The 21,598-nt window shown below is 66.7% G+C and carries 18 protein-coding genes, 1 tRNA gene and 1 pseudogene; 14 read left to right on the top strand and 6 right to left on the bottom strand.

Annotated features, from left to right (window positions below):
- Window positions 1-186 precede the first annotated feature (186 nt).
- From AC1RVY_RS03370 to AC1RVY_RS03360, 3 genes are all read left to right on the top strand, one after another.
- Window positions 187-2,601: a YgiQ family radical SAM protein gene (locus tag AC1RVY_RS03370; RefSeq protein ID WP_492805296.1), complete on the top strand. Its 2,415-nt coding sequence runs from the start codon at window positions 187-189 to the stop codon at window positions 2,599-2,601.
- Between the two features lie 28 nt (window positions 2,602-2,629).
- Complete coding sequence (locus AC1RVY_RS03365; RefSeq protein WP_492805295.1) at window positions 2,630-3,421, top strand: helix-turn-helix transcriptional regulator; 792 nt, start codon at window positions 2,630-2,632, stop codon at window positions 3,419-3,421.
- Window positions 3,422-3,507: 86 nt separating this feature from the next.
- The gene (locus AC1RVY_RS03360; RefSeq protein WP_492805293.1) at window positions 3,508-4,578 is read left to right on the top strand and encodes a DMT family transporter; all 1,071 of its coding nucleotides are present in this window, start codon (window positions 3,508-3,510) and stop codon (window positions 4,576-4,578) included.
- Window positions 4,579-4,594: 16 nt separating this feature from the next.
- On the opposite strand, the pseudogene AC1RVY_RS03355 reads toward AC1RVY_RS03360, so the two are convergent.
- The 4 genes and pseudogenes from AC1RVY_RS03355 to AC1RVY_RS03340 form a co-directional block, all read right to left on the bottom strand.
- Window positions 4,595-6,319 (bottom strand): annotated as a pseudogene (locus tag AC1RVY_RS03355) (EAL domain-containing protein); the annotation flags it as partial.
- Window positions 6,320-7,289: 970 nt separating this feature from the next.
- Window positions 7,290-7,751, bottom strand: coding sequence for a hypothetical protein (locus AC1RVY_RS03350; RefSeq protein ID WP_218295125.1), 462 nt, complete (start codon window positions 7,749-7,751; stop codon window positions 7,290-7,292).
- Window positions 7,752-7,941: 190 nt separating this feature from the next.
- Window positions 7,942-8,643 carry a DUF1294 domain-containing protein gene (locus AC1RVY_RS03345; protein ID WP_492244968.1) on the bottom strand — a complete coding sequence of 234 codons (702 nt, stop codon included), beginning with the start codon at window positions 8,641-8,643 and terminating at the stop codon, window positions 7,942-7,944.
- Between the two features lie 16 nt (window positions 8,644-8,659).
- The gene (locus AC1RVY_RS03340) at window positions 8,660-9,550 is read right to left on the bottom strand and encodes a CoA transferase (RefSeq protein ID WP_218338659.1); all 891 of its coding nucleotides are present in this window, start codon (window positions 9,548-9,550) and stop codon (window positions 8,660-8,662) included.
- A 175-nt stretch (window positions 9,551-9,725) separates the two neighbouring features.
- Between AC1RVY_RS03340 and ygiD the strand changes: the two genes are divergently transcribed.
- Window positions 9,726-10,589: a 4,5-DOPA-extradiol-dioxygenase gene (gene ygiD / locus AC1RVY_RS03335; RefSeq protein WP_492805376.1), complete on the top strand. Its 864-nt coding sequence runs from the start codon at window positions 9,726-9,728 to the stop codon at window positions 10,587-10,589.
- A 104-nt stretch (window positions 10,590-10,693) separates the two neighbouring features.
- Here ygiD and AC1RVY_RS03330 read toward each other — a convergent pair whose 3' ends face one another.
- Both AC1RVY_RS03330 and AC1RVY_RS03325 read right to left on the bottom strand, forming a co-directional pair.
- On the bottom strand, window positions 10,694-11,296 hold the full coding sequence (locus AC1RVY_RS03330) for a nucleotidyltransferase family protein (RefSeq protein ID WP_492805291.1): 603 nt from the start codon (window positions 11,294-11,296) through the stop codon (window positions 10,694-10,696).
- A 189-nt stretch (window positions 11,297-11,485) separates the two neighbouring features.
- Window positions 11,486-12,682, bottom strand: a complete 1,197-nt coding sequence (locus AC1RVY_RS03325; protein WP_492805289.1) for an amino acid aminotransferase — start codon at window positions 12,680-12,682, stop codon at window positions 11,486-11,488.
- 105 nt (window positions 12,683-12,787) lie between these two features.
- Here AC1RVY_RS03325 and uvrB point away from each other — a divergent pair, with 105 nt between their 5' ends.
- From uvrB to AC1RVY_RS03275, 10 genes are all read left to right on the top strand, one after another.
- Entirely contained in the window at window positions 12,788-14,878 is a 2,091-nt protein-coding gene (gene uvrB, locus AC1RVY_RS03320; RefSeq protein WP_492805288.1) for an excinuclease ABC subunit UvrB, read from the top strand.
- A 243-nt stretch (window positions 14,879-15,121) separates the two neighbouring features.
- The gene (gene iscR / locus AC1RVY_RS03315; protein ID WP_015013980.1) at window positions 15,122-15,658 is read left to right on the top strand and encodes a Fe-S cluster assembly transcriptional regulator IscR; all 537 of its coding nucleotides are present in this window, start codon (window positions 15,122-15,124) and stop codon (window positions 15,656-15,658) included.
- Window positions 15,659-15,771: 113 nt separating this feature from the next.
- A complete protein-coding gene (locus AC1RVY_RS03310) occupies window positions 15,772-16,992 on the top strand; it encodes an IscS subfamily cysteine desulfurase (RefSeq protein WP_492805286.1) in 1,221 nt (406 codons plus the stop codon).
- Window positions 16,993-17,028: 36 nt separating this feature from the next.
- The gene (gene iscU, locus AC1RVY_RS03305; RefSeq protein ID WP_218295119.1) at window positions 17,029-17,430 is read left to right on the top strand and encodes a Fe-S cluster assembly scaffold IscU; all 402 of its coding nucleotides are present in this window, start codon (window positions 17,029-17,031) and stop codon (window positions 17,428-17,430) included.
- 9 nt (window positions 17,431-17,439) lie between these two features.
- Window positions 17,440-17,763, top strand: coding sequence for an iron-sulfur cluster assembly protein IscA (iscA, locus tag AC1RVY_RS03300; RefSeq protein WP_063459049.1), 324 nt, complete (start codon window positions 17,440-17,442; stop codon window positions 17,761-17,763).
- An 86-nt stretch (window positions 17,764-17,849) separates the two neighbouring features.
- Window positions 17,850-18,368 carry a Fe-S protein assembly co-chaperone HscB gene (hscB, locus tag AC1RVY_RS03295; RefSeq protein WP_218295118.1) on the top strand — a complete coding sequence of 173 codons (519 nt, stop codon included), beginning with the start codon at window positions 17,850-17,852 and terminating at the stop codon, window positions 18,366-18,368.
- 72 nt (window positions 18,369-18,440) lie between these two features.
- The gene (gene hscA, locus AC1RVY_RS03290) at window positions 18,441-20,312 is read left to right on the top strand and encodes a Fe-S protein assembly chaperone HscA (protein ID WP_492805283.1); all 1,872 of its coding nucleotides are present in this window, start codon (window positions 18,441-18,443) and stop codon (window positions 20,310-20,312) included.
- Window positions 20,313-20,346: 34 nt separating this feature from the next.
- A complete protein-coding gene (fdx, locus tag AC1RVY_RS03285) occupies window positions 20,347-20,685 on the top strand; it encodes an ISC system 2Fe-2S type ferredoxin (RefSeq protein ID WP_218295116.1) in 339 nt (112 codons plus the stop codon).
- A gap of 86 nt (window positions 20,686-20,771) precedes the next feature.
- Window positions 20,772-21,485: a DNA polymerase III subunit epsilon gene (dnaQ, locus tag AC1RVY_RS03280; protein ID WP_218295115.1), complete on the top strand. Its 714-nt coding sequence runs from the start codon at window positions 20,772-20,774 to the stop codon at window positions 21,483-21,485.
- A 37-nt stretch (window positions 21,486-21,522) separates the two neighbouring features.
- A tRNA-Val gene (locus AC1RVY_RS03275) sits at window positions 21,523-21,597 on the top strand.
- The last annotated feature ends 1 nt before the right edge of the window (window position 21,598 follow it).

Below are 21,598 nucleotides of genomic sequence, written 5' to 3'. Positions count from 1 at the left end.
CCTTTGTCATGTAATTAATTGACAAAAGCAAGTATATGCCTGATCTCCATCAAACCTTGGGGAGTGAAGGGCAAGTGCGTTCGGGGCGACAAAACACGCCTGCCAACGTAAAATCACGGGTTATCCACCACAGCCGCGCCCCACGAGGCCCCATCCGCACATGGGCTGGCCGCGCTCCCCATCTGAATGAACGCCCCCGTCGACGTCTCCTTTTTTGCGCGTGCCGCAAAGCCATTGACCAGCTACCGCCCGTACTGGGCCAAGCGCTTTGGCACGGCCCCGTTCTTGCCGATGAGCCGCGCCGAGATGGACAAGCTGGGCTGGGACAGCTGCGACATCATCCTGGTGACGGGCGATGCGTATGTGGACCACCCGAGCTTCGGCATGGCCGTGATCGGCCGCACGCTGGAGGCCCAGGGCTTTCGCGTGGGCATCATCGCCCAGCCCGACTGGCAAAGCGCCGAGCCCTTCAAGGTGCTGGGCAAGCCCAACCTGTTCTGGGGCGTGACGGCGGGCAACATGGACTCGATGATCAACCGGTACACGGCCGACCGGAAGATCCGCAGCGACGACGCCTACACGCCCGGCGACATTGGCGGCAAGCGCCCCGACCGCGCGGCCATCGTTTACAGCCAGCGCTGCCGCGAGGCGTTCAAGGACGTGCCCATCATCCTGGGCGGCATCGAAGGCAGCCTGCGCCGCATCGCGCACTACGACTACTGGAGCGACAAGGTGCGCCGCTCCATCGTGGTGGACAGCAAGTGCGACCTGCTGCTGTACGGCAACGCCGAGCGCGCCCTGGTCGAGGTGGCGCACCGCATCGCCGCGCGCGAGCCGGTCGAGCAGATCACCGATGTGCGTGGCACGGCCTTCGTGCGCCGGCCCGACGACGAGAGCGGCAAGGGCTGGTTCGAGATCGATTCCACCAGCGTGGACGAGCCCGGGCGCGTGGAGGCCCACGTCAACCCCTACATGACGACCAGCGAGCAGGCGGCGGCGCAGGGCACCACCTGCAGCAAGGAGGATGCTCCTGATTCTGTAGCTGTTGGCGCAGATCCATCAAGCGCTGGAGGCCAAAAAGACCTTCAGTCGGCTGAACCCAACCCCGCCATCCAGCCCATGCTGTTCGTGGCCAACCCGGCACTCAAGGCGAAGCTCAAGGTGCCGCCGCGCGACAGGAGCGTGATCCGCCTGCCCAGCTACGAGCAGGTCAAGAGCGACCCGGTGCTGTACGCCCATGCCAACCGCGTGCTGCACCTGGAGACCAACCCCGGAAACGCCCGCGCGCTGGTGCAGGCGCACGGCGAGGGTGCCACCGCCCGCGACGTATGGATCAACCCGCCGCCCATCCCGCTGACCACGGCCGAGATGGACCACGTGTTCGACCTGCACTACGCGCGCGGCCCGCACCCGAGCTATGCCGACGAGAACGGCAGCCACGACGGCGCGACCAAGATCCCCGCGTGGGAGATGATCCGGTTCTCGATCAACATCATGCGCGGCTGCTTTGGCGGCTGCACCTTCTGCTCGATCACCGAGCACGAGGGCCGCATCATCCAGAGCCGTTCCGAGGATTCCATCATCCAGGAGATCGAGGACATCCGCGACAAGGTCAAGGGCTTCACCGGCACCATCAGCGACCTGGGCGGCCCCACGGCCAACATGTACCGCCTGGGCTGCAAGAGCCCCGAAATCGAGGCCGCCTGCCGCAAGCCCAGCTGCGTGTACCCGGGCATCTGTTCCAACCTGGGCACCAACCACGACCCGCTGATCAAGATCTACCGCCGAGGCCGCGCGCTCAAGGGCATCAAGAAGATCCTCATCGGCTCGGGCCTGCGCTACGACCTGGCCGTGAAGTCGCCCGAGTACGTGAAGGAACTGGTGCAGCACCACGTGGGTGGGTATCTGAAGATCGCGCCCGAGCACACCGAGCAGGGCCCGCTGACCAAGATGATGAAGCCGGGCATCGGCAGCTATGACAAGTTCAAGCAGATGTTCGAGAAGTTCAGCGAAGAGGCGGGCAAGAAGCAGTTCCTGATCCCCTATTTCATCGCCGCGCACCCGGGCACCAGCGACGAGGACATGATGAACCTCGCCATCTGGCTCAAGAAGAACGGTTTTCGCGCCGACCAGGTGCAGACCTTCTACCCGAGCCCCATGGCCACGGCCACGGCCATGTACCACAGCAACAAGAACCCGCTGCGCAAGATCACGCGCGAGAGCGAGACCGTGGACATCGTGCGTGGCGAAAAGCGCCGCCGCCTGCACAAGGCCTTCCTGCGCTACCACGACCCGAACAACTGGCCCCTGCTGCGCGATGCGCTCAAGGCCATGGGCCGGGCCGACCTCATTGGCAACGGCAAGCACCACCTGATCCCGACCTTCCAGCCGCTGACCGATGGCGGCTACCAGAGCGCCCGGCGCAAGAATTCCACCCCCACCGGTGCCAAGGCTGCCGTGGTGCCCGCATCGCGCAGCGTGCAGCAGCCCACCAAGGGCCGCATCCTGACCCAGCACACCGGCCTGCCACCGCGCGTGACAGGGGGCGCCACCGCGCCCGGCGGCGGCAAGAGCGGCAAGGCATTCAAGAAGGCCCGCTAGGCGGGCCGCCACGCGCGCCACACCCGCCATGCCCCAGCAACGCATCCTGCTGCACGCCGGCGCCGCATGGAAGGTCGAGCGGGTTCTCAAGCATGCCGCGCCCGTGCGGTGGAGCGCGACCTACGAAGCAGCCTCCGGGCGCTGGGTGCTGCCCATGGATGGGCTGTCCGAGTTCCAGATGGCAGGGCAGGTGGTCCTGCTCGACGGCCTGACGGCCCTGGGTTTGCCGCAGGGGCTGCCCTACCAGATGCGGCCCCTGCAGCCCACGCCGCAAACCAGCATCGTGGTGAGCACGAAGGGGAATGGGCCGGTGGGCGCCCCGGGCAACCAGAACAACCTGTCGCCGCGCGTGCGCATGCTCACGCCGCGCCTGCTGTGGCGCCTGCGCATGCACTGGCGGGCGCTGGCCGATGGGCGCCCGCTGCCCGCCGGGGGCGCGGCGTTCGATGTGCTGCAGGGCACGCCGCCGCATTCGGCGCCGCGGACGGTAGGGCGCGCGCGGCGCTTCATGGCCCAACGGGTGGCCCTGGCCGATGGCGAGCGGTGGTCCCTGCAGGATGCGGCGGACGCGGCCGGCTGCTCGGCGTTTCACCTCGCCCACCTGTTTCGGCGGCATCTGGGCCTGGGCCTGCACGGCTACCGCCAGCGCCTGCGGATGGCGGCCGCGCTGCAGCGGCTGGAGGCGGGTGAATCGGACCTGGCCGCGCTGGCGCACGACCTGGGGTACTGCAGCCAGAGCCACCTGGGCGCTGTCTTTCGCGCCGAGGTGGGCGTGACGCTGGCGCAGGCGCGGTCCGCGCTGCAGGGGCGGGGCGGGTAGACCCCGCGAAAGCCTGCCAAGCCCGCGGCCGCGCGAAGCGCAGGATTCTGATATCCCGCCGGGGCCATGGGCGCGAGACTGGCGCCATGTCCTCTTCTGCGTTTTCCATTTCTCGCATTTTTCACGCGCGGCCTGCATCGCCGGCCCGGAACCTGGCCATCGGGGTGCTGGCCGCGCTGGCAGCGGCCCTTGTGGGCAGCGGCTGGCAGATCGTCACGCGCCACGGCGTCACCACGTCGCTCGGGCCGGTGGAGCTGGCCGTGCTGCGCTATGGCGTTCCCGCGCTGGTGCTGGCCCCGCTGTGGTGCCGGCGCACCGGATGGCCCGCCGCGATGTCCCTGGGACGGCTGGCCCTGCTGGTGCTGGGGGGCGGGCTGCCCTTTGGCCTGCTGGTGCTGGCGGGGGCACGCTGGGCGCCGGCGGCGCACATGGGCATCTTCATGGCCGGCTGCATGCCGCTGTTCGTGGCGCTGGGCGGGCGGCTGGTGCAGGGCGACAGGCTGGGGCGCCTGCGCGTGCTGGGCCTGGTGCTGATGGCGCTGGGCGTGGCGGCGCTGGGCCTGGGGGTGTGGCGCGATGGCCTGGCGTCCTGGCGCGGGGATCTGCTGTTTGTGCTGGCGGCCGTGCTGTGGGCCGCCTACACGCTGGCGTTTCGGGGCTGTGGCCTGTCGCCCTGGCAGGGGGCCGCCCTGGTGAACCTGGGATCTGCGGTGCTGCTGGTGCCCGTGGTGATTGTCTGGGGCGCCCCGCGCCTGGTGACGGCACCCTGGACCGACGTGGTCTTCCAGGCGCTGGGGCAGGGTGTGATGGCCGGTGTGCTGGGGCTGGTGGCCTACACGGTGGCCATTGCACGGCTGGGTGCCGCCCGCGCGGCGCTGTCCGCCGCGCTGGTGCCCGTGCTCACGGCGCTGGGCGCGGCCTGGCTGCTGGGAGAGGTGCCGCAGCGCAGTGCCTGGGCGGCACTGGCGCTGGTGGTCCCCGGCGTGGTGCTGGCCAGCGGCGCCGTCGTGCCGGGGCGCCTGGCAGCGGACCTCAGGCGGCGTGCCGCGCGTCGGGGAGCGCGGCGCCACCCGCCGGCGGTACCGCCTGGCCCAGGCACTCGCCCAGCGGAAGGGGCCGCGCCACCGCGTAGCCCTGGGCATAGTCCACGCCGATGAGCCGCAGCGCGTCCACGATGGCGGCGCTCTCGGCGAACTCGGCGATGGTCTGCTTGCCCATCACATGGCCGATGCGGTGGATCATTTCCACCATGGCGCGGCTGGTGGGGTCCTGCAGCATGTCCTTCACGAAGGCGCCGTCGATCTTGAGGTAGTTGACCGGCAGGTGCTTGAGATAGGTGAAGGACGACATGCCCGCGCCGAAGTCGTCCAGCGCGAACCGGCAGCCCAGCTGCTGCAGCTCCTTCATCAGGCGCACGGCGTTGGGCAGGTGCGAGATGGCGCTGGTCTCGGTGATCTCGAAGCACAGCAGTGCGGGGTCCAGGCCGGATTCGGTGAGGGTGGTGCGGATGTACTTGAGCAGGCTGTCGTCGCCCAGGCTGGTGCCCGACAGGTTGATGGCGCAGGTGTGCAGCGGCAGGGCGCCCGGCGTGCGCTGGTGCAGCGCCAGCGCGTGCAGCGTGTGCCGGATCACCCAGCGGTCGATGGAGGGCATCATTCCGTAGTGCTCGGCGGCCGGGATGAAGGTGCCGGGCGCCACGAGCTGGCCGCCCTCCTCGCGCAGCCGCAGCAGCACCTCCATGTGCAAACCCTCTTCGGCGTGGACCTGCAGCGCGCCGATGGCCTGCGCGTGCAGCTGGAAGCGGTCGTGCTCCAGCGCCAGGCGCAGGCGCCGCACCCAGTCCATGTCGCCTTCGCGCCGGGTCATCTCGATGTCCTCGGGCTGGTAGATGAACACCCGGTTGCGGCCGCCCTCCTTGGCGCGGTAGCAGGCCATGTCGGCCACGCGCATCGCTTCCTGTATGGACGTGAGCGCGGGGATGAGCTGCACCATGCCGATGGAGAGGCCGGTCGTGAGGTGCTGGCCCTCCCATGCCAGCCGCAGGTCCTGGCCAGCCTGGCGCAGCTGCTCGGCGATGCGCGCCGAGGGCCCGGCGGGGCAGTCCTTGAGCAGGATGCCGAACTCGTCCCCGCCCAGCCGCGCCAGCGTGTCGCCCTCGCGCAGGTGGCTTTGCAGCATGCGGCAGACCTCGCGCAGCATCTCGTCGCCCGCCTGGTGGCCGCAGGTGTCGTTGATGAGCTTGAACTGGTCCATGTCCACGTAGAGCAGGGAGCCCTCGCGGCCCGGCTGGCGCGGGCGGCTGAGCAAGGCCTCGAGCCGGTGCTCGAACTCGCGCCGGTTGACCAGGCCCGTGAGCGCGTCGTGGCTGGCCTGCCAGGAGAGCTGTTCCACGTAGTGCTGTTCGCGCGTGACGTCGTGCAGTACCAGCACCGCGCCGGTCACGGTGCCCTGGTGCTGGATGGGCGAACCCACCAGCTTCACCGGCACGACGGTCTGGCCGGGGCGCACGATGGTGCGGTTGATGTCGTCCTGCATGCCCTTGGCGCTCCTTGCGCCGCCCGCGTTCGCGGCGCCGTGGCTGCCCTGCCGCAGTATCTGCTCGATGAGCGTCCCGGCGGCCTGGGGCCGGGGGTCTTCGCCATCGAACTTCAGGGCCTCGTCCAGCGGTTTTCCCACGGCCTGCTGGGCGCTGCAGGCCAGCAGCTGCTCCGCCGCCGGGTTCATGTACATCACTTCGCCATGGATGTTGGTCGTCACCACCCCGTCGCCGATGGCGGTGAGCGTGGTGCGTGCCTGCTCGCGCTCCGCGCTGAGCGCCTGCTCCACGCGCCGGCGCTGCGCCAGCAGGGTGTGGGTGTGCCACAGGGTCAGCAGGATCAGGGTGGCCGCGATGCCCATGTTGGTCCACATCAGCAACGCCACGATGCGGCGCGAGCTGTCTCCCAGGGCCTCGCTGAAGGCGCGGGCGGCGGGGGTGACTCCCGCATTGATGTCGCGGATGGCGGTTTGCCACTGCGCGCGGGTATCGTCGTCCACCGAACCCAGCTCGGTATCGTGGCGGATCTCGTGGGACAGGTCGCGCAGCGCATTGATGTATTCGTCTCCCACCAGCCAATGCTGGATCGGCTTTTGAACGATGTCGAAATGGTGGAGGTAGCGCAGCAGCCAGATGAGTCCGTCGATGTCCTGCGGATGGTTGCCTCCGCGCAGGAAACCCTCGCGTGCCAGATCGACCTGCACCTGCCCGGGTTGCAGGGCCAGGCGGGCCGCCCGGTCTCCCAGCGGAATATCGATGGCCTGCGTGAACAGCGCGAATGCCTGGGGCGAGCCATTGGCCGCGTACTGGCCCAGGTAATAGATGGCATCCTTTTGCCCCTTCGTCCACAGGCTTTCGCCGGCGACGAAACCGCGCACGGTGGACAGCACGTACAGGCTGGCGGTGGCGCAGGCGGCCAGCAGCAGCACCATCACGATGAAGGGCCAGGTGAGCCGCAATGTCAGCTGCACGGGTCTTCGCTCGTCTGGCTGCAACACAACATCCATGGACTGTTCTCCCGCCTGTTCGCCAAGTTGGTTGCCGGGCCGCTTCCTGGGGGCTGCGTCAGCGCCGGCGGCACAGGGCGGGGCATGCATCCCGGTGGCGCTGGCACAGGCTTCGGCAAGGCGTCGGACAGCCCGCCGGTGCGGTGCTTTGCACTATATAGCGATCAGGTCGCCCCTGCATGCAAAGCATGGCATTGCGGCGCGCATCCCCGGGCTGGCGGCGGGGGCTGCGAAGGCGCGTTCCCAAAAGACAGCGGCCCGGCGCGCTGGTCTGCGCGCCGGGCCGCTTCGCGGCGTCCGGGCCCCTGGAAAGGGCCGGGCCCCGTCAGGGTGCCGCGTGGGTGCCCACCAGTACCGATTGTGGGGCGTCGTCCTTGGCCGGGGGCGTGATGAGATCCTCGATGATGAACGTGCGGTAGTAGAAAGCCGCTACCGCGCCTTCCGGTGCGATGGCGCCCACCAGCCGCTCGGTGTTGTCCTTGTCGGCCATGTGCACCAGCATGCCGTGGTGTCCCGTGCCGGCCAGGTCGGCGATGCGGCGCACCATGTCGCCCTCGGCGCCCACCGACGGCAGGGGTGCGTCGGCCGTGCCCAGGGTGTGCACGATCTCCTGCAGGATGACCTCGGGGCTGGCGTAGGCGATCTCGCCCGCGTGGCCAGCGCCCTGCAGGGCCGTGGCGGCCTGGCGCACGCAGTCTTCGTCGGGGAAGAGGGCGAATACATGGCCCGTGGGGTAGAAAACGCCGCCCATGTTGGTCATGGTGGAATCAAGAACGAGGGGTTTCATGGGCATCTCCCGAGGTGTTTCAGACCTTTTCGATTGAAACCCCTCCCCCCGGTGCGTGGTGTAGGCCAGCGGGCACTCTGCGCGTCAGCACCCTTTGGGACGCAGCAGGAAATATGGAGGAAAATAGCCTCTGGCGCAGATCCATCCAGCGCAAGCAGCTATCAAAATTGACGGTTCTTTGCAGCCCTGCCTAGCGCAGCCATCCGCCCAGCCAGGCCCCGAGCGCCGCGCAGTGGAGCACCACGGTGGCCCAGTAGACCGCGCGAAACTCCAGCTTGCGGGACTTGTGCCGCAGCCACTGCTGGGCGAACCATGCGCCCGGCCAGCCGCCCGCCAGGCCCAGCAGGTGCAGGTGGCTCTCTCTGGTGCGCCACTGGCCGTTTTGCGCGGCGCTCTTGTCGATGGCGTAGACCAGGAAGGTCAGGAGGTTGACGGCCATGGCAGCGCCCAGCACCCACCAGGGGAGCCGGCCGGCCCAGAAGCCCCAGGCCAGCAGGGCCGCCCAGCCCAGCATCAGCACCAAGGCCGGGCCCGCCGGGGTGGGCGGGCCGCTGGCATCCGCGGTGCGCCGATGGCGTCGAACCTGGGGCCGGGCGGCCCGCTGCGCCGGTGTGCGCCGTGCCGGGCGCGCAGCGGCTGTCGGCGGCGCCGTGACCGATGGGCGGGGCTGGGCGGTGGCACCCGGGTGCGCCGCAGGCTGCACGGCCATCGCCCTGGGCCCCTTGCCGCCCACATGGATTTCTTCATACACCACGGCCAGGCCCTCGCGGGGCGCGGCGCTGCCTTGGTAGTCCCGCACATGAAAGAACACATCGGCCGAGGTGTCCGGGCTGCGGATGAAACCGAAGGCGCGTGTGGCATCCCAGCGGATGACGGTGCCTTGCTTGTGCATCGGTGAAAACGGGTTCTCAGGCGAGGGTGTGCAGGGGAATGTCCTGGGCGGCGGCGAGCGCGTCCAGCTCCCCGCGGGTCTGGCCGCGCAGGAAGTTCGCCACGGCCTGGTGCGTGGCGGGCGCGCGCAGCTGGCCCGGGTCGCCAGAGGCTGGCAGCCCCGCAGCGGCGCACAGGCGCGCGGCGAAGTGGGGTTCCAGCGCGGCCACGGCCACGCGGCCGTCGGCGCAGGGGTAGATGCGGTAGCCCGCGTGGTTGCCGCCCACGTCGCCCTCGGGCGTGGTCAGGCCCCAGTCGCGCGGCTGGGCCAGCCAGGCGGCGGCATCGGCCAGCGCCACTTCGATGCACACGCCGCTGCCGGTGTGGGCGCGCTCCAGCAGGGCCTGCAGCACGGCCTCGCTGGCCATCAGGGCGCCGCCCATGTCGGCGTACAGCGTGGGCGGCATCTCGGTGCCGGTCACCAGCCCGGCGTCGGCCAGGTAGGTGAGGTCGTGGCCGGGCTCCTCGGCCCGCTCGGCCGCCGCGCCCACGATGCGCACCAGCGACAGGCGCGGGTATTTCGACTGCAGCGCCTCCCAGCCCAGGCCCAGCTTGGCCAGGGCCGAGGGGCGGAAGGAGGTGATCAGCACATCGGTGCGGGCCAGTTCCGCATGCAGCGTCGCCTGGCCTTCGGCGGTCTTGAGGTGGGCATGCACCACGCGCACGCCGCCGTGCAGCGTGGCATAGGCCGCCGGGCTGTAGATGCCCATGGGGTCCGCACTGGGATGGCCGGGGGCGGGCGGGGGTTCGAGCTTGGTGCATTCGGCCCCCATGCGCGCGCAGCGCATCAGGGCGGCGGGGCCGGGCAGGTTGAGCGCGAGGCTCAGGACGCGGACGTTGCGCAGGGGCTGGGGCAGGGCGGTTGTCATGGGTTGGGGGTTGTCTCGGTGTCGTGGTCTTGAACGGAAGGCTCGGCGCCGGAACTTCAGGGGGCGCGCGGGCTCACTCCCTGCGTTATACATAATTTGTTACGCTCCCTGACCCATGCAACGCAGAACCTCTTTGGCCGCCCTCACGGGCCTGGCCGCCTTTCCGGGAGCATTCATGACCACGTCCCTGAGCAGCGCCGCCACCGCGCCGGCGCTGCAGGCGCTCAAGCCCTCGCCCCGCATGCCGGTGCTGTTCGTGGGCCACGGCAGCCCCATGAACGCCATCGAGGACAACGCCTGGCGCCGCAGCTGGCAGGCCATGGGCGCGGAGTTGACGGCGCGCGCCGTGCAGCCGCAGCTCATCCTGTGTGTGTCGGCCCATTGGCTCACGCGCGGCGGCTGGCAGCTAACTGGCATGGCCCATCCCAAGACCATCCACGACTTCGGCGGTTTTCCCCAGGCGCTGTTCGACCAGCAATACCCCGCGCCCGGTGCGCCGCAGGTGGCGCGCAGCCTGGCGGCCGAACTGAAGTCGCCCGCGACGGGCGGCGCATTGGGCGTGGATGAAGGTGAATGGGGCCTGGACCACGGCACCTGGTCGGTGCTCAAGCCCATGTTTCCCAAGGCGCAGATCCCCGTGCTGCAGCTGAGCATGGACTACAGCCGCGCCCCGGCCGAACACTACGCGCTGGGCCAGCAATTGAAGGCGCTGCGCGAGCGCGGCGTGCTGATCGTGGGCAGCGGCAATGTGGTGCACAACCTGCGTCTCACGCGCCGTGGCACGGCCGCCAACGAGGCGTACGACTGGGCCACCGAGTTCGACACCGTGGTGCAGGAGCAGATCAAGAAGGGCCAGCTGGGCGCCCTGCAGGACTTCCAGAAACTGGGTGCCGTGGCCAAACAGGCGCACCCCACACACGAGCACTATCTGCCGCTGCTGTATGCGGCGGGGGCCGTGTTGCCCAGCGAGATGCCCCGTTTCTTCAACACGGGCTACCAGTCGGCGTCGATCTCGATGCGGTCGGTGCTGTGGGGGTGATGGGCGCCCCGCCTGTGGTGGTTTGCTTCTATTTTTATAGCTGGTAGCGCTTATGGATCAAGCGCCAGAGGCCAAAATGACTTGAAAACCCTGTGCGGCGCCGATCAGCTCGGCAGGTCATCCGCCCGGACTGTCAGCCACGGCCAGCGTTCGCGGTAGCTTTCGGCCTTGGCCTGGAACAGCGGCAAGTGCGGGCACGCCGGGTTGGGGCGCATCAGTCCGGCATACAGCTCTTCAAGCCCATAGGGCGCGTACAGCGTGGGCTCCTCCATGCCAGGGCCGGATGCAGGCTGCAAGCCCACGCAGGTGCAGGGCACCAGAAAGCGCTCGATCCCGTTGCATGCCGATTGCAGCGGCGCATACGGGTAGCCGAACCAGCGTTCGTACCAGAGGTGCACCCGGGCCTGGTTCTTGGCTTCCACGGTGATCGGCAGGTCGGAAAAGAGGGCGGTGACGCGGGCTTGCACGGCCTGTTCGGCGGCTTCGGACAGGTCCGACGCATCGAAATAGAACAGGTCGTAGTCCTTGATGCGCGCCGTGGGCTCCAGGCCGGAGCGCAGGTTCCACACCGTCTGGAACAGGCAGCCCGCCACCAGCCAGGCATCCGGCAGGCCCAGAAGCGGCAAACGCTCCAGAAGGACCGCGTTGTACGGGTTCTGGAGCGCTTCGCTCACAAAGCGGCTCTGAAGATCAGCGCCAGGGTTCATCAAGGGGGTATTCACCGAATTGCGTATCGCCACTGTCCTTTGAACAAGCGCAGCCAATGCGAGGTAGCCGCGCAAGGGCCGCCCAAGCTGCATAGCGGCGCTCCTCTTGCGTGCGCTGGCTGCGTCCCCCTTCCCGAATTGCGCAGCAATTCGAGAGGAAGGGGGAAGGCGCGTCAGCGCCTCAGGGGGTTACATCACTTTGGAGATCGCCTGGCAGACGTAGTCGATGTTCTTGCTGTTCAGGGCTGCGACGCACATGCGGCCGGTGTCGGTGCCGTACACGCCGAACTCATTGCGCAGGCGCACCATCTGGTCCTTGGTCAGGCCCGAGTAGCTGAACATGCCGATCTGGGTGGTGATGAAGCTCATGTCCTGCTTCACACCGGCGGCCTTGAGGCCATCGACCAGCTTCTGGCGCATGGCCTTGATGCGCACGCGCATTTCGGCCAGTTCCTTTTCCCACATCGCGCGCAGCTCGGGGTTGTTCAGCACCGCGGCCACCACCGCGCCACCGTGGATGGGTGGGTTGGAGTAGTTGGTGCGGATGACGATCTTGAGCTGGCTCAGCACGCGGGAGGCTTCTTCCTTGTTGGTGCACAGCACGGACAGGCCACCCACGCGCTCGCCGTACAGGCTGAAGCTCTTGGAGAACGAGGTGGAAACGAAGAAGGTCAGGCCGGCGGCCACGAACTTGCCGATCACGGCGCCGTCTTCGGCGATGCCGTGGCCAAAGCCCTGGTAGGCCATGTCGAGGAAAGGCGTCAGGCCCCTGGCCTTGACGGCGGCAATCACCTGGTCCCACTGGGCGGCCGTGATGTCGTAGCCGGTGGGGTTGTGGCAGCAGGCGTGCAGCACGACGATGGTGCCGGGTGCGGCTGCGTTCAGGCTGGCCAGGAAACCTTCGAAGTTCACGCCGCGCTTGGCAGCGTCGTAGTAGGCGTAGGTATCGACCTCGAAGCCGGCGTTGGTGAACAGGGCGCGGTGATTTTCCCAGCTGGGGTCCGAGATCAGCACCTTGGCATTGGGGCTGACCTTCTTCAGGAAGTCGGCGCCGATCTTGAGGCCACCGGTGCCGCCGATTGCCTGCACGGTGGCCACGCGGCCGGAGGTCACGGGTTCGCTGTCGGCACCGAACACCAGGCTCTTGACGGCGTTGTCATAGGCCACGATGCCGTCGATGGGCAGGTAGCCACGGGCCGTGGGGGTGGACATCATGGTCTTTTCCGCGGCCTGCACGCACTGCAGCAGGGGCAGCTTGCCGTTGTCGTCGAAGTACACGCCCACGCCCAGGTTGACCTTGTTGGGGTTGGTGTCGGCGTTGAATTGCTCGTTGAGGCCCAGGATGGGGTCGCGGGGGGCCATTTCGACGGCGGTGAAAAGAGACATGAAAATCCTTGAAAGGTTGTCAGTAGCGAAGAATCCGGGCGTGGTGTACTGTGCCGGGTTCCGCCGATTTTAACGGCCTGCCCCTCCCACTCGTTGACTGCACCCATGCCGGATATCACACAGGTCATAACGGAAAAGCAAGACGGCGAATTCGTCCGTTTCCCCGATTCCCCCTTTGAATTGTTCCAGCCCTATCCGCCGGCGGGAGACCAGCCGGAGGCCATCAACAAGCTGGTGGAAGGACTGCGCGATGGCGAGGCCTTCCAGACCTTGCTCGGGGTGACGGGCTCGGGCAAGACCTTCACCATGGCCAACGTCATTGCCCGCATGGGGCGCCCGGCCATCGTGTTCGCGCCCAACAAGACCTTGGCCGCGCAGCTGTACAGCGAGTTCCGCGAGTTCTTCCCCAAGAACGCCGTGGAGTACTTCGTGAGCTACTACGACTACTACCAGCCCGAGGCCTATGTGCCCCAGCGCGACCTGTTCATCGAGAAGGACAGCGCCATCAACGAGCACATCGAGCAGATGCGCCTGTCGTGCACCAAGAGCCTGATGGAGCGAACCGACGTGGTCATCGTGGCCACGGTGTCGGCCATCTATGGCATCGGCGAACCCGAGAGCTATCACCGCATGGTGATGACGCTGCGCACCGGCGACAAGCTGGGCCAGCGCGACGTGATCGCCCAGCTGATCCGCATGCAGTACCAGCGCAACGAGGCGGACTTTTCACGCGGCAAGTTCCGCGTGCGGGGCGACACCATCGACGTGTTCCCGGCCGAGCATTCGGAGCTGGCCATCCGCATCGAGCTGTTCGATGACGAAGTGGAGAGCCTGCAGCTGTTCGATCCGCTCACGGGCCGCGTCAAGCAGAAGATCCCGCGCTTCACGGTCTACCCGAGCAGCCACTACGTGACGCCGCGCGACAAGGTGCTGGCCGCCGTGGAGACCATCAAGCTCGAACTGGCCGAGCGCCTCAAGCAGTTGCTGGCCGACGGCAAGCTGGTGGAGGCGCAGCGCCTGGAGCAGCGCACGCGCTTCGACCTGGAGATGCTCAGCGAAGTAGGGCACTGCAAGGGCATCGAGAACTACACGCGCCACCTGTCGGGCGCCGCGCCGGGCGATCCACCCAGCACGCTGACCGACTACATGCCCAAGGACGCGCTGATGTTCCTGGACGAGAGCCACCAGATGATCGGCCAGCTCAATGCCATGTACAGCGGCGACCGCTCGCGCAAGACCACGCTGGTCGAATACGGCTTTCGCCTGCCGTCGGCGCTGGACAACCGCCCGCTCAAGTTCGAGGAGTTCGAGCAGCGCATGCGGCAGGTGATCTTTGTCACCGCCACGCCGGCAGACTACGAGCGCACCCATTCCGGCCAGATCGTCGACCAGGTGGTGCGGCCCACCGGCCTGGTGGACCCCGAAGTGGAGGTGCGGCCCGCCACCCATCAGGTGGATGATGTGCTGCAGGAAATACGCATTCGTGTGGAAAAGCACGAACGTGTACTCATTACCACGCTGACCAAGCGCATGGCGGAGCAGCTCACCGACTACCTGACGGACAACGGCGTGAAGGTCCGCTACCTGCACAGCGACGTGGACACGGTCGAGCGCGTGGAGATCATCCGCGACCTGCGCCTGGGCGCGTTTGACGTGCTGGTGGGGATCAACCTGCTGCGCGAGGGGCTCGACATTCCCGAGGTGTCCCTCGTGGCCATCCTGGATGCCGACAAGGAGGGCTTCCTGCGGGCCGAGCGCAGCCTCATCCAGACCATTGGCCGCGCGGCGCGGAATCTGAACGGGCGGGCCATCCTGTATGCCGACCGCATCACCGATTCCATGAAAAAAGCCATGGGCGAGACGGAACGCCGCCGCATCAAACAGATCGCACACAACGAGGCCCACGGAATCACTCCGCGCAGCATTGTCAAGCGGGTAAGAGACCTGATTGACGGCGTCTACAGCGAGAAAGCCGGCAAGGACGCCGAGCGGCTGGAGCAGGAAGCCATGCAGCGCGCCAAGGTGGAGGACATGTCCGAAAAGGATGTGGCGCGCGAAATCAAGCGGCTCGAAAAGCTCATGCTCGAGCATGCGCGCAACCTGGAATTCGAGCAGGCTGCCCGGGTGCGCGACCAGCTCACGCGTCTCAAGGACCAGGCATTTGGCGCGCATGGCAGCGATTCGGTGGCCTTGTGAGGGCATGTCGAAGGCCGGGTGAATACACCACAGGTCAAATGACGACCGATTGGTTTTTTAACCCGACAAATTCGATAGGGATTTGTGTTATACTTGCACAAAATACTCAAGAAAAAAGCCCAGCGATGAAGGGCTCCGTGCCAGGCAACTGTGCGGAGTAAGGGGCGGAGACGGTGCCTTGCTGGCCATCAGCCAGCGAAGGCGGTTTCTACAACGAACAAGCCTTAGCACAAGGAGCTTGCGATGCGTCTCACAACCAAAGGCCGGTTTGCGGTCACCGCCATGATTGACCTGGCCCTGCGCCAGAACAATGGTCCCGTCACGCTGGCCGCGATCAGCCAGCGCCAGCAGATTTCGCTGTCGTACCTGGAGCAGCTTTTTGGCAAACTGCGCCGCCACGAACTGGTCGAGTCTACCCGTGGTCCTGGCGGCGGCTACACGTTGGCCCGCAAGGCAGGCGATATCACGGTGGCGGACATCATCGTTTCGGTGGACGAACCCATTGATGCCACGCAATGCGGCGGCAAGGAAAACTGCCTGGGCGAAGCGGGCCGCTGCATGACGCACGAGCTGTGGGCATCGCTCAACCAGCGCATGGTGGAGTTCCTCGATTCCGTCACGCTGCAAAAGCTGGTGGATGAACAGCTGGCCAAGGGCGTGCAGATCGAAGACAAGCCGGTGGTGCGCCGGGCGATTTCGACGACCCCGGTGGTCAAGCCCATCCGCGTCAACGCGCCCAATTCGGTGTTCGCACTGGGCAACGTCTTCGCGAAATCCTGATACCCGGGGCTCCGCTGCCGGCCCTGGGGTCGGCAGCGCCCTGAACGAGTTTTCAAGCATCGTTTCGTTTCTTATTTTCAGCTTGCCAGCCAGCAACTATCACTGAGCCAGCCATGGACATGACCCCGCACTTCCCCATCTATCTCGACTACGGCGCCACGACCCCGGTGGACCCCCGCGTGGTGGACGCCATGATTCCCTGGTTGCGCGAGCACTTCGGCAACCCGGCATCGCGCAGCCACGCCTGGGGCTGGGAGGCGGAGGAAGCTGTCGAGAAGGCGCGCGTGCAGGTGGCGGATCTGATTGGTGCGGATCCGCGTGAAATCGTCTGGACCAGCGGCGCCACGGAGTCCATCAACCTGGCCTTGAAGGGCGCCGCGCAGTTCTACAAGGGCAAGGGCAAGCACCTCATCACGCTCAAGACCGAGCACAAGGCCGTGCTGGACACCATGCGCGAGCTGGAGCGCCAGGGCTTCGAGGCCACCTACCTGGACGTCCAGGAAGACGGCCTGGTCAATATGGACGCCCTGAAGGCCGCCATCCGCCCCGACACCGTGCTGATCAGCATCCTGTTCGTGAACAACGAGATCGGGGTGATCCAGGACATTCCCGCCATTGGCGCGCTGTGCCGGGAAAAGGGCATCCTGCTGCACGTGGATGCCGCGCAGGCCACGGGCCGCGTCGAGATCGACATGAACACGCTGCCCATCGACCTGATGAGCATGACCGCGCACAAGACCTACGGCCCCAAGGGCGTGGGCGCGCTGTATGTGCGCCGCAAGCCCCGCGTTCGGCTGGAAGCGCAGATGCACGGCGGCGGCCACGAGCGCGGCATGCGCTCGGGCACCTTGCCCACGCACCAGATCGTGGGCATGGGCGAGGCCTTCCGCATCGCCAAGGAAGAAATGGCCGAGTCCAACGCCAAGGCGCACGCGCTGCAGCAGCGTCTGCTCGATGGCCTGAAGGACATCGAGCAGGTGTTCATCAACGGCAGCATGGAGCGCCGCGTGCCGCAGAACCTGAACATGAGCTTCAACTTCGTGGAAGGTGAATCGCTCATCATGGGCATCAAGGGCCTGGCCGTGTCGTCGGGTTCGGCCTGCACGTCCGCCAGCCTGGAGCCCAGCTATGTGCTGCGCGCCCTGGGCCGCAGCGACGAACTGGCGCACAGCAGCCTGCGCATGACCATTGGCCGCTTCACGACCGAGGAAGAGATCGACTACGCGATCTCCACCATCCGCGAGAACGTGGCCCGCCTGCGTGAGCTGAGCCCGCTGTGGGAGATGTACCAGGACGGCATCGACATCAGCACCATCCAGTGGGCTGCGCACTGAATCCCGGAATTTCGAAGAATTGAAGAGGTACACATCATGGCTTACTCAGACAAAGTGGTTGACCATTACGAAAACCCCCGCAACGTGGGTTCGTTCGACAAGGGCGACGATTCGGTGGGCACCGGCATGGTGGGTGCGCCTGCCTGCGGCGACGTGATGAAGCTGCAGATCAAGGTGAACCCCGAAACCGGCGTGATCGAGGATGCGCGTTTCAAGACCTACGGTTGCGGCTCCGCCATTGCCTCCTCGTCGCTGGTGACCGAATGGGTCAAGGGCAAGACGCTGGATGAAGCAGCGGCGCTGAAAAACAGCGAGATCGCCGAGGAGCTGGCCCTGCCGCCCGTCAAGATCCACTGCTCCATCCTGGCGGAAGACGCCATCAAGGCCGCCGTGCTCGACTACAAGACCAAGCACGCGGCAGCCGCCACCGCTGCTTGAGTGAGAGATATGGCCATTACGCTGACAGAAGCCGCTGCCCGGCACGTCAACCGCTATCTTGCCCGGCGCGGCAAGGGGCTGGGGGTGCGCCTGGGTGTCAAGACGACCGGCTGTTCGGGGCTTGCCTACAAGCTGGAGTATGTGGACGATTCCGAGCCCGAAGACATCGTGTTTGAAAACCACGGCGTCAAGGTGCTGATCGATCCCAAGAGCCTGGCCTATATCGACGGTACCGAACTCGACTTCGTGCGCGAAGGCCTCAATGAAGGCTTCAAGTTCAACAACCCCAACGAGCGGGACCGCTGCGGTTGCGGAGAGAGCTTCCGCGTTTGAGCGCCTGCCGACGCTTTTTTCGTGAAACCGCCAACGCGCTCTCCGTGCTGGCGGTTTTTTGTTGACCCGCACCTCGCGACCTGTGCATGAACCTGCAATCCGACGACTTTGAACTGTTTGGCCTCGAGCGCCGTTTCGCGCAGGACCGTGGCGCCATCGATGCGCGCTGGAAAGAGCTGCAGCGCGAAGCACATCCCGACAAGTTCGCGGCGCAGGGCGCGGCCGCGCAGCGCGTGGCCATGCAATGGTCGGTGCGCATCAACGAGGCCTACCAGCGCCTGAAGGATCCCCAGCGCCGCGCCGCCTACCTGTGCGAGCTGCACGGGGCCCCGATCCGCGCCGAGGACAACACGGCCATGCCGGCGGCGTTCCTCATGCAGCAGATGGAGTGGCGCGAGGCGCTGGAAGATGCCCGCGCCGAGAGCGAACTCGATGCGCTCGAGGATGGCGTCGCCCAGGCCCGCCGTGCCGCGCTGGCGCAGTGCGAGCAACTCATCGACCAGCAGCAGGACTACGCGGGTGCCGCCCGGCAGGTCAGAGCCCTCATGTTCATTGCGCGATTTGCGGACGACATTGAACGCCGCCGAGAGCAACTGGGACAATAGAGCGGTTTTGCTTTCCCCCTGGGGCCCCGTTCGTATGGCGGCGGACTCCACCACGTTGAGACCCGAAATTTCATGGCGCTTCTGCAGATTTCCGAACCCGGCCAATCCCCCGATCCGCACCAGCGGCGCATTGCCGTCGGCATTGACCTGGGCACCACCCACTCCCTGGTCGCCGCCGTGCGCAATGGCGTGTCCGAATGCCTGCCCGATGCGCAGGGCAGGGTGCTGTTGCCCTCGGTCGTGCGGTACCTGGAAAAGGGTGGACGCCAGATCGGATACGACGCCGTGGCCGCGCAGGCCCAGGATGCGCGCAACACCATCGCCTCGGCCAAGCGCTTCATGGGGCGGGGCCTGAAAGACGTGGCGCAGGCGGGCAAGCTGCCCTACGACTTTGTTCCCGCCAGCGAGGCGGGGGAGCAGGGCATGGTCAGCCTCGCGACGGTGGACGGCAACAAGTCGCCCGTCGAGGTCAGTGCCGAAATCCTGGCGACGCTGCGGTACCGGGCCGAGGACACCTTCAATGACGACCTCTACGGTGCCGTCATCACCGTGCCCGCCTACTTCGACGACGCCCAGCGGCAGGCCACCAAGGATGCGGCCAAGCTGGCGGGCATCCACCTGCTGCGCCTCATCAACGAGCCGACGGCCGCAGCCATTGCCTACGGCCTGGACAATGCGAGCGAGGGGGTCTACGCGGTGTACGACCTGGGCGGCGGCACCTTCGACATCTCCATCCTGCGCCTGACGCAGGGCGTGTTCGAGGTCATCGCCACGGGCGGCGATTCCGCGCTGGGCGGCGACGACTACGATGCGGCCCTGGCGGACTGGGTGCTGCAGCAACTGGGCCTTCAGGCCGTCACCCCGGCGGACAAGTCGGCGGTGCGCATGGCGGCACGCGCCTGCAAGGAAGCCTTGACTGCTATAGATTCAGTAGCTTTCAGCGCACATCTATCAAACGGTGGCGTGCATTTCGATGTCAAGAAATCGGACTTCGAGGCCATCACGGCCGAACTGACCGCGCGCTCCATGGCGGCGGTGCGCCGCGCGCTGCGGGACGCCCATCTGGGGCGTGACGAGGTGAAGGGCGTGGTGATGGTGGGCGGCTCCACCCGCCTGCCGCAGGTGCGGCAGGCGGTGGCCGCCTTCTTTGGCAAGGAACCGCTGACCAACCTCAACCCCGACGAAGTCGTTGCGCTGGGTGCCGCCATCCAGGCCAACCAGCTGGCGGGCAACAACACGGCGGGCGACCTGCTGCTGCTGGACGTGATCCCGCTGTCGCTGGGCATCGAAACCATGGGAGGCCTCGTGGAGCGCATCGTCGCGCGCAACGAGACCATTCCCACCGCCAAGGCGCAGGACTTCACCACCTACAAGGATGGCCAGACAGCGCTGGCGGTGCATGTGGTGCAGGGCGAGCGCGACCTGGTGCAGGACTGCCGCAGCCTCGCGCGCTTCGAGCTGCGCGGCATTCCGCCCATGGCCGCGGGCGCGGCGCGCATCCGCGTGACCTTCACCGTCGATGCCGACGGCCTGCTGAGCGTGAGCGCCAGGGAGCAGGGCAGTGGCGTGGAGGCACGCATCGACGTGAAGCCCTCCTATGGCCTGTCGGACGACCAGATTGCGCGCATGCTGCAGGACGGCTTTGCCACGGCTGCCCAGGACATGAAGGCCCGCGCGGTGGTCGAGGCCCGCGTGGACGCGGACCGCATGCTGATCGCCACCCAGAGTGCCCTCGATGCCGATGGCGATGTCCTCTCCACCCGGGAGCGCGCCGAGATCGATGCGCTGATGGTGGCATTGCGCCACCAGCGGGATGCGCAGGATGCCGCCGTCATCGAAGCCGCCACCGATGCACTGGCCAAGGGCACGGAAGCCTTCGCCGCGCAGCGCATGAACCGTGGCATCCAGCAGGCGCTGGCTGGCAAGAACGTGCAGACCTTGTAAGCCCCGGACAAGAAGCAATAAGAGCCCACACCCCATGCCCGTCATCAAGATCCTTCCCCATCCCGAATACTGTCCCCAGGGGGCCGAAATCACCGCGCCCGCCGGCACGTCGATCTGCGAAGCCCTGCTCGACAACCACATCAACATCGAGCACGCCTGCGACATGAGCTGTGCCTGCACCACCTGCCACGTCATCGTGCGCCAGGGGCTGAACTCGCTCAACGAGGCCGAGGAAGAGGAAGAAGACCTGCTCGACCGCGCCTGGGGCCTGGAGCCACAATCGCGCCTGTCGTGCCAGGCCATCCTGGCGCAAACCGATCTGACCGTGGAAATTCCCAAGTACACGATCAACCATGCCAAGGAGAACCACTAGATGAGCGCAGCGCCGGGCCGCCCCAGGCAAGCTGGCGCCCCCTTGGGGGGCAGCGAGGACACGAAGTGCCGAGCGTGGGGGCGCGTATGACCCGCCAGATCGTTCTCGACACCGAAACCACCGGCCTTTCGGCCGACAGCGGGGACCGCATCATTGAACTGGGCTGCGTGGAGCTGCTCAACCGCAAGCTCACCGGCAACAACCTGCACCTGTACTTCAATCCGGGCCGCGACAGCCATGAAGATGCGCTGAAGGTGCACGGCATCAGCAACGAGTTCCTGAAGGACAAGCCCAGGTTCGCCGAGGTGGCGGACGAGATCCTGCAGTACCTGCAGGGGGCCGAGATCATCATCCACAACGCGGCGTTCGACGTGGGCTTCCTGAACAAGGAGCTGGAACTGACGGGACGCCCGGGCTTTCGCACGTACGTGGAGAGCGTGACCGACACGCTCGCCATGGCCAAGGAGATGTACCCGGGCAAGCGCAATTCGCTCGATGCCCTGTGCGACCGGCTGGGCGTGGACAACTCCGGCCGCACCCTGCACGGGGCGTTGCTGGACGCCGAGCTGCTGGCCGATGTCTACATCAACCTGACCCGTGGCCAGGATGCCCTGCTCATCGCCGATGATGCGCAGGAAGGCAGCGACGGCCTGAAGGTGGCCGCCATCGACCTGCGGCTGCTGAGCCTGCCCGTGCTGCGCGCCAGCGAGCAGGAGCAGACGGCCCATGCCGAAGTGCTGGCGCAGATCGACAAGGCCAGCGGAGGCAAAACAATTTGGAGAACTGTCCAGGCAGCTTGAAAAGCTGTGCCATAATAGAAGGCTGTCACAGCGACACGGGTGATTAGCTCAGCGGTAGAGCACTGCCTTCACACGGCAGGGGTCACATGTTCGATCCATGTATCACCCACCAA

The organism is Acidovorax sp. GW821-FHT11A03 (assembly GCF_058809075.1).
This window is presented reverse-complemented; position numbering and strand designations above follow the sequence as displayed.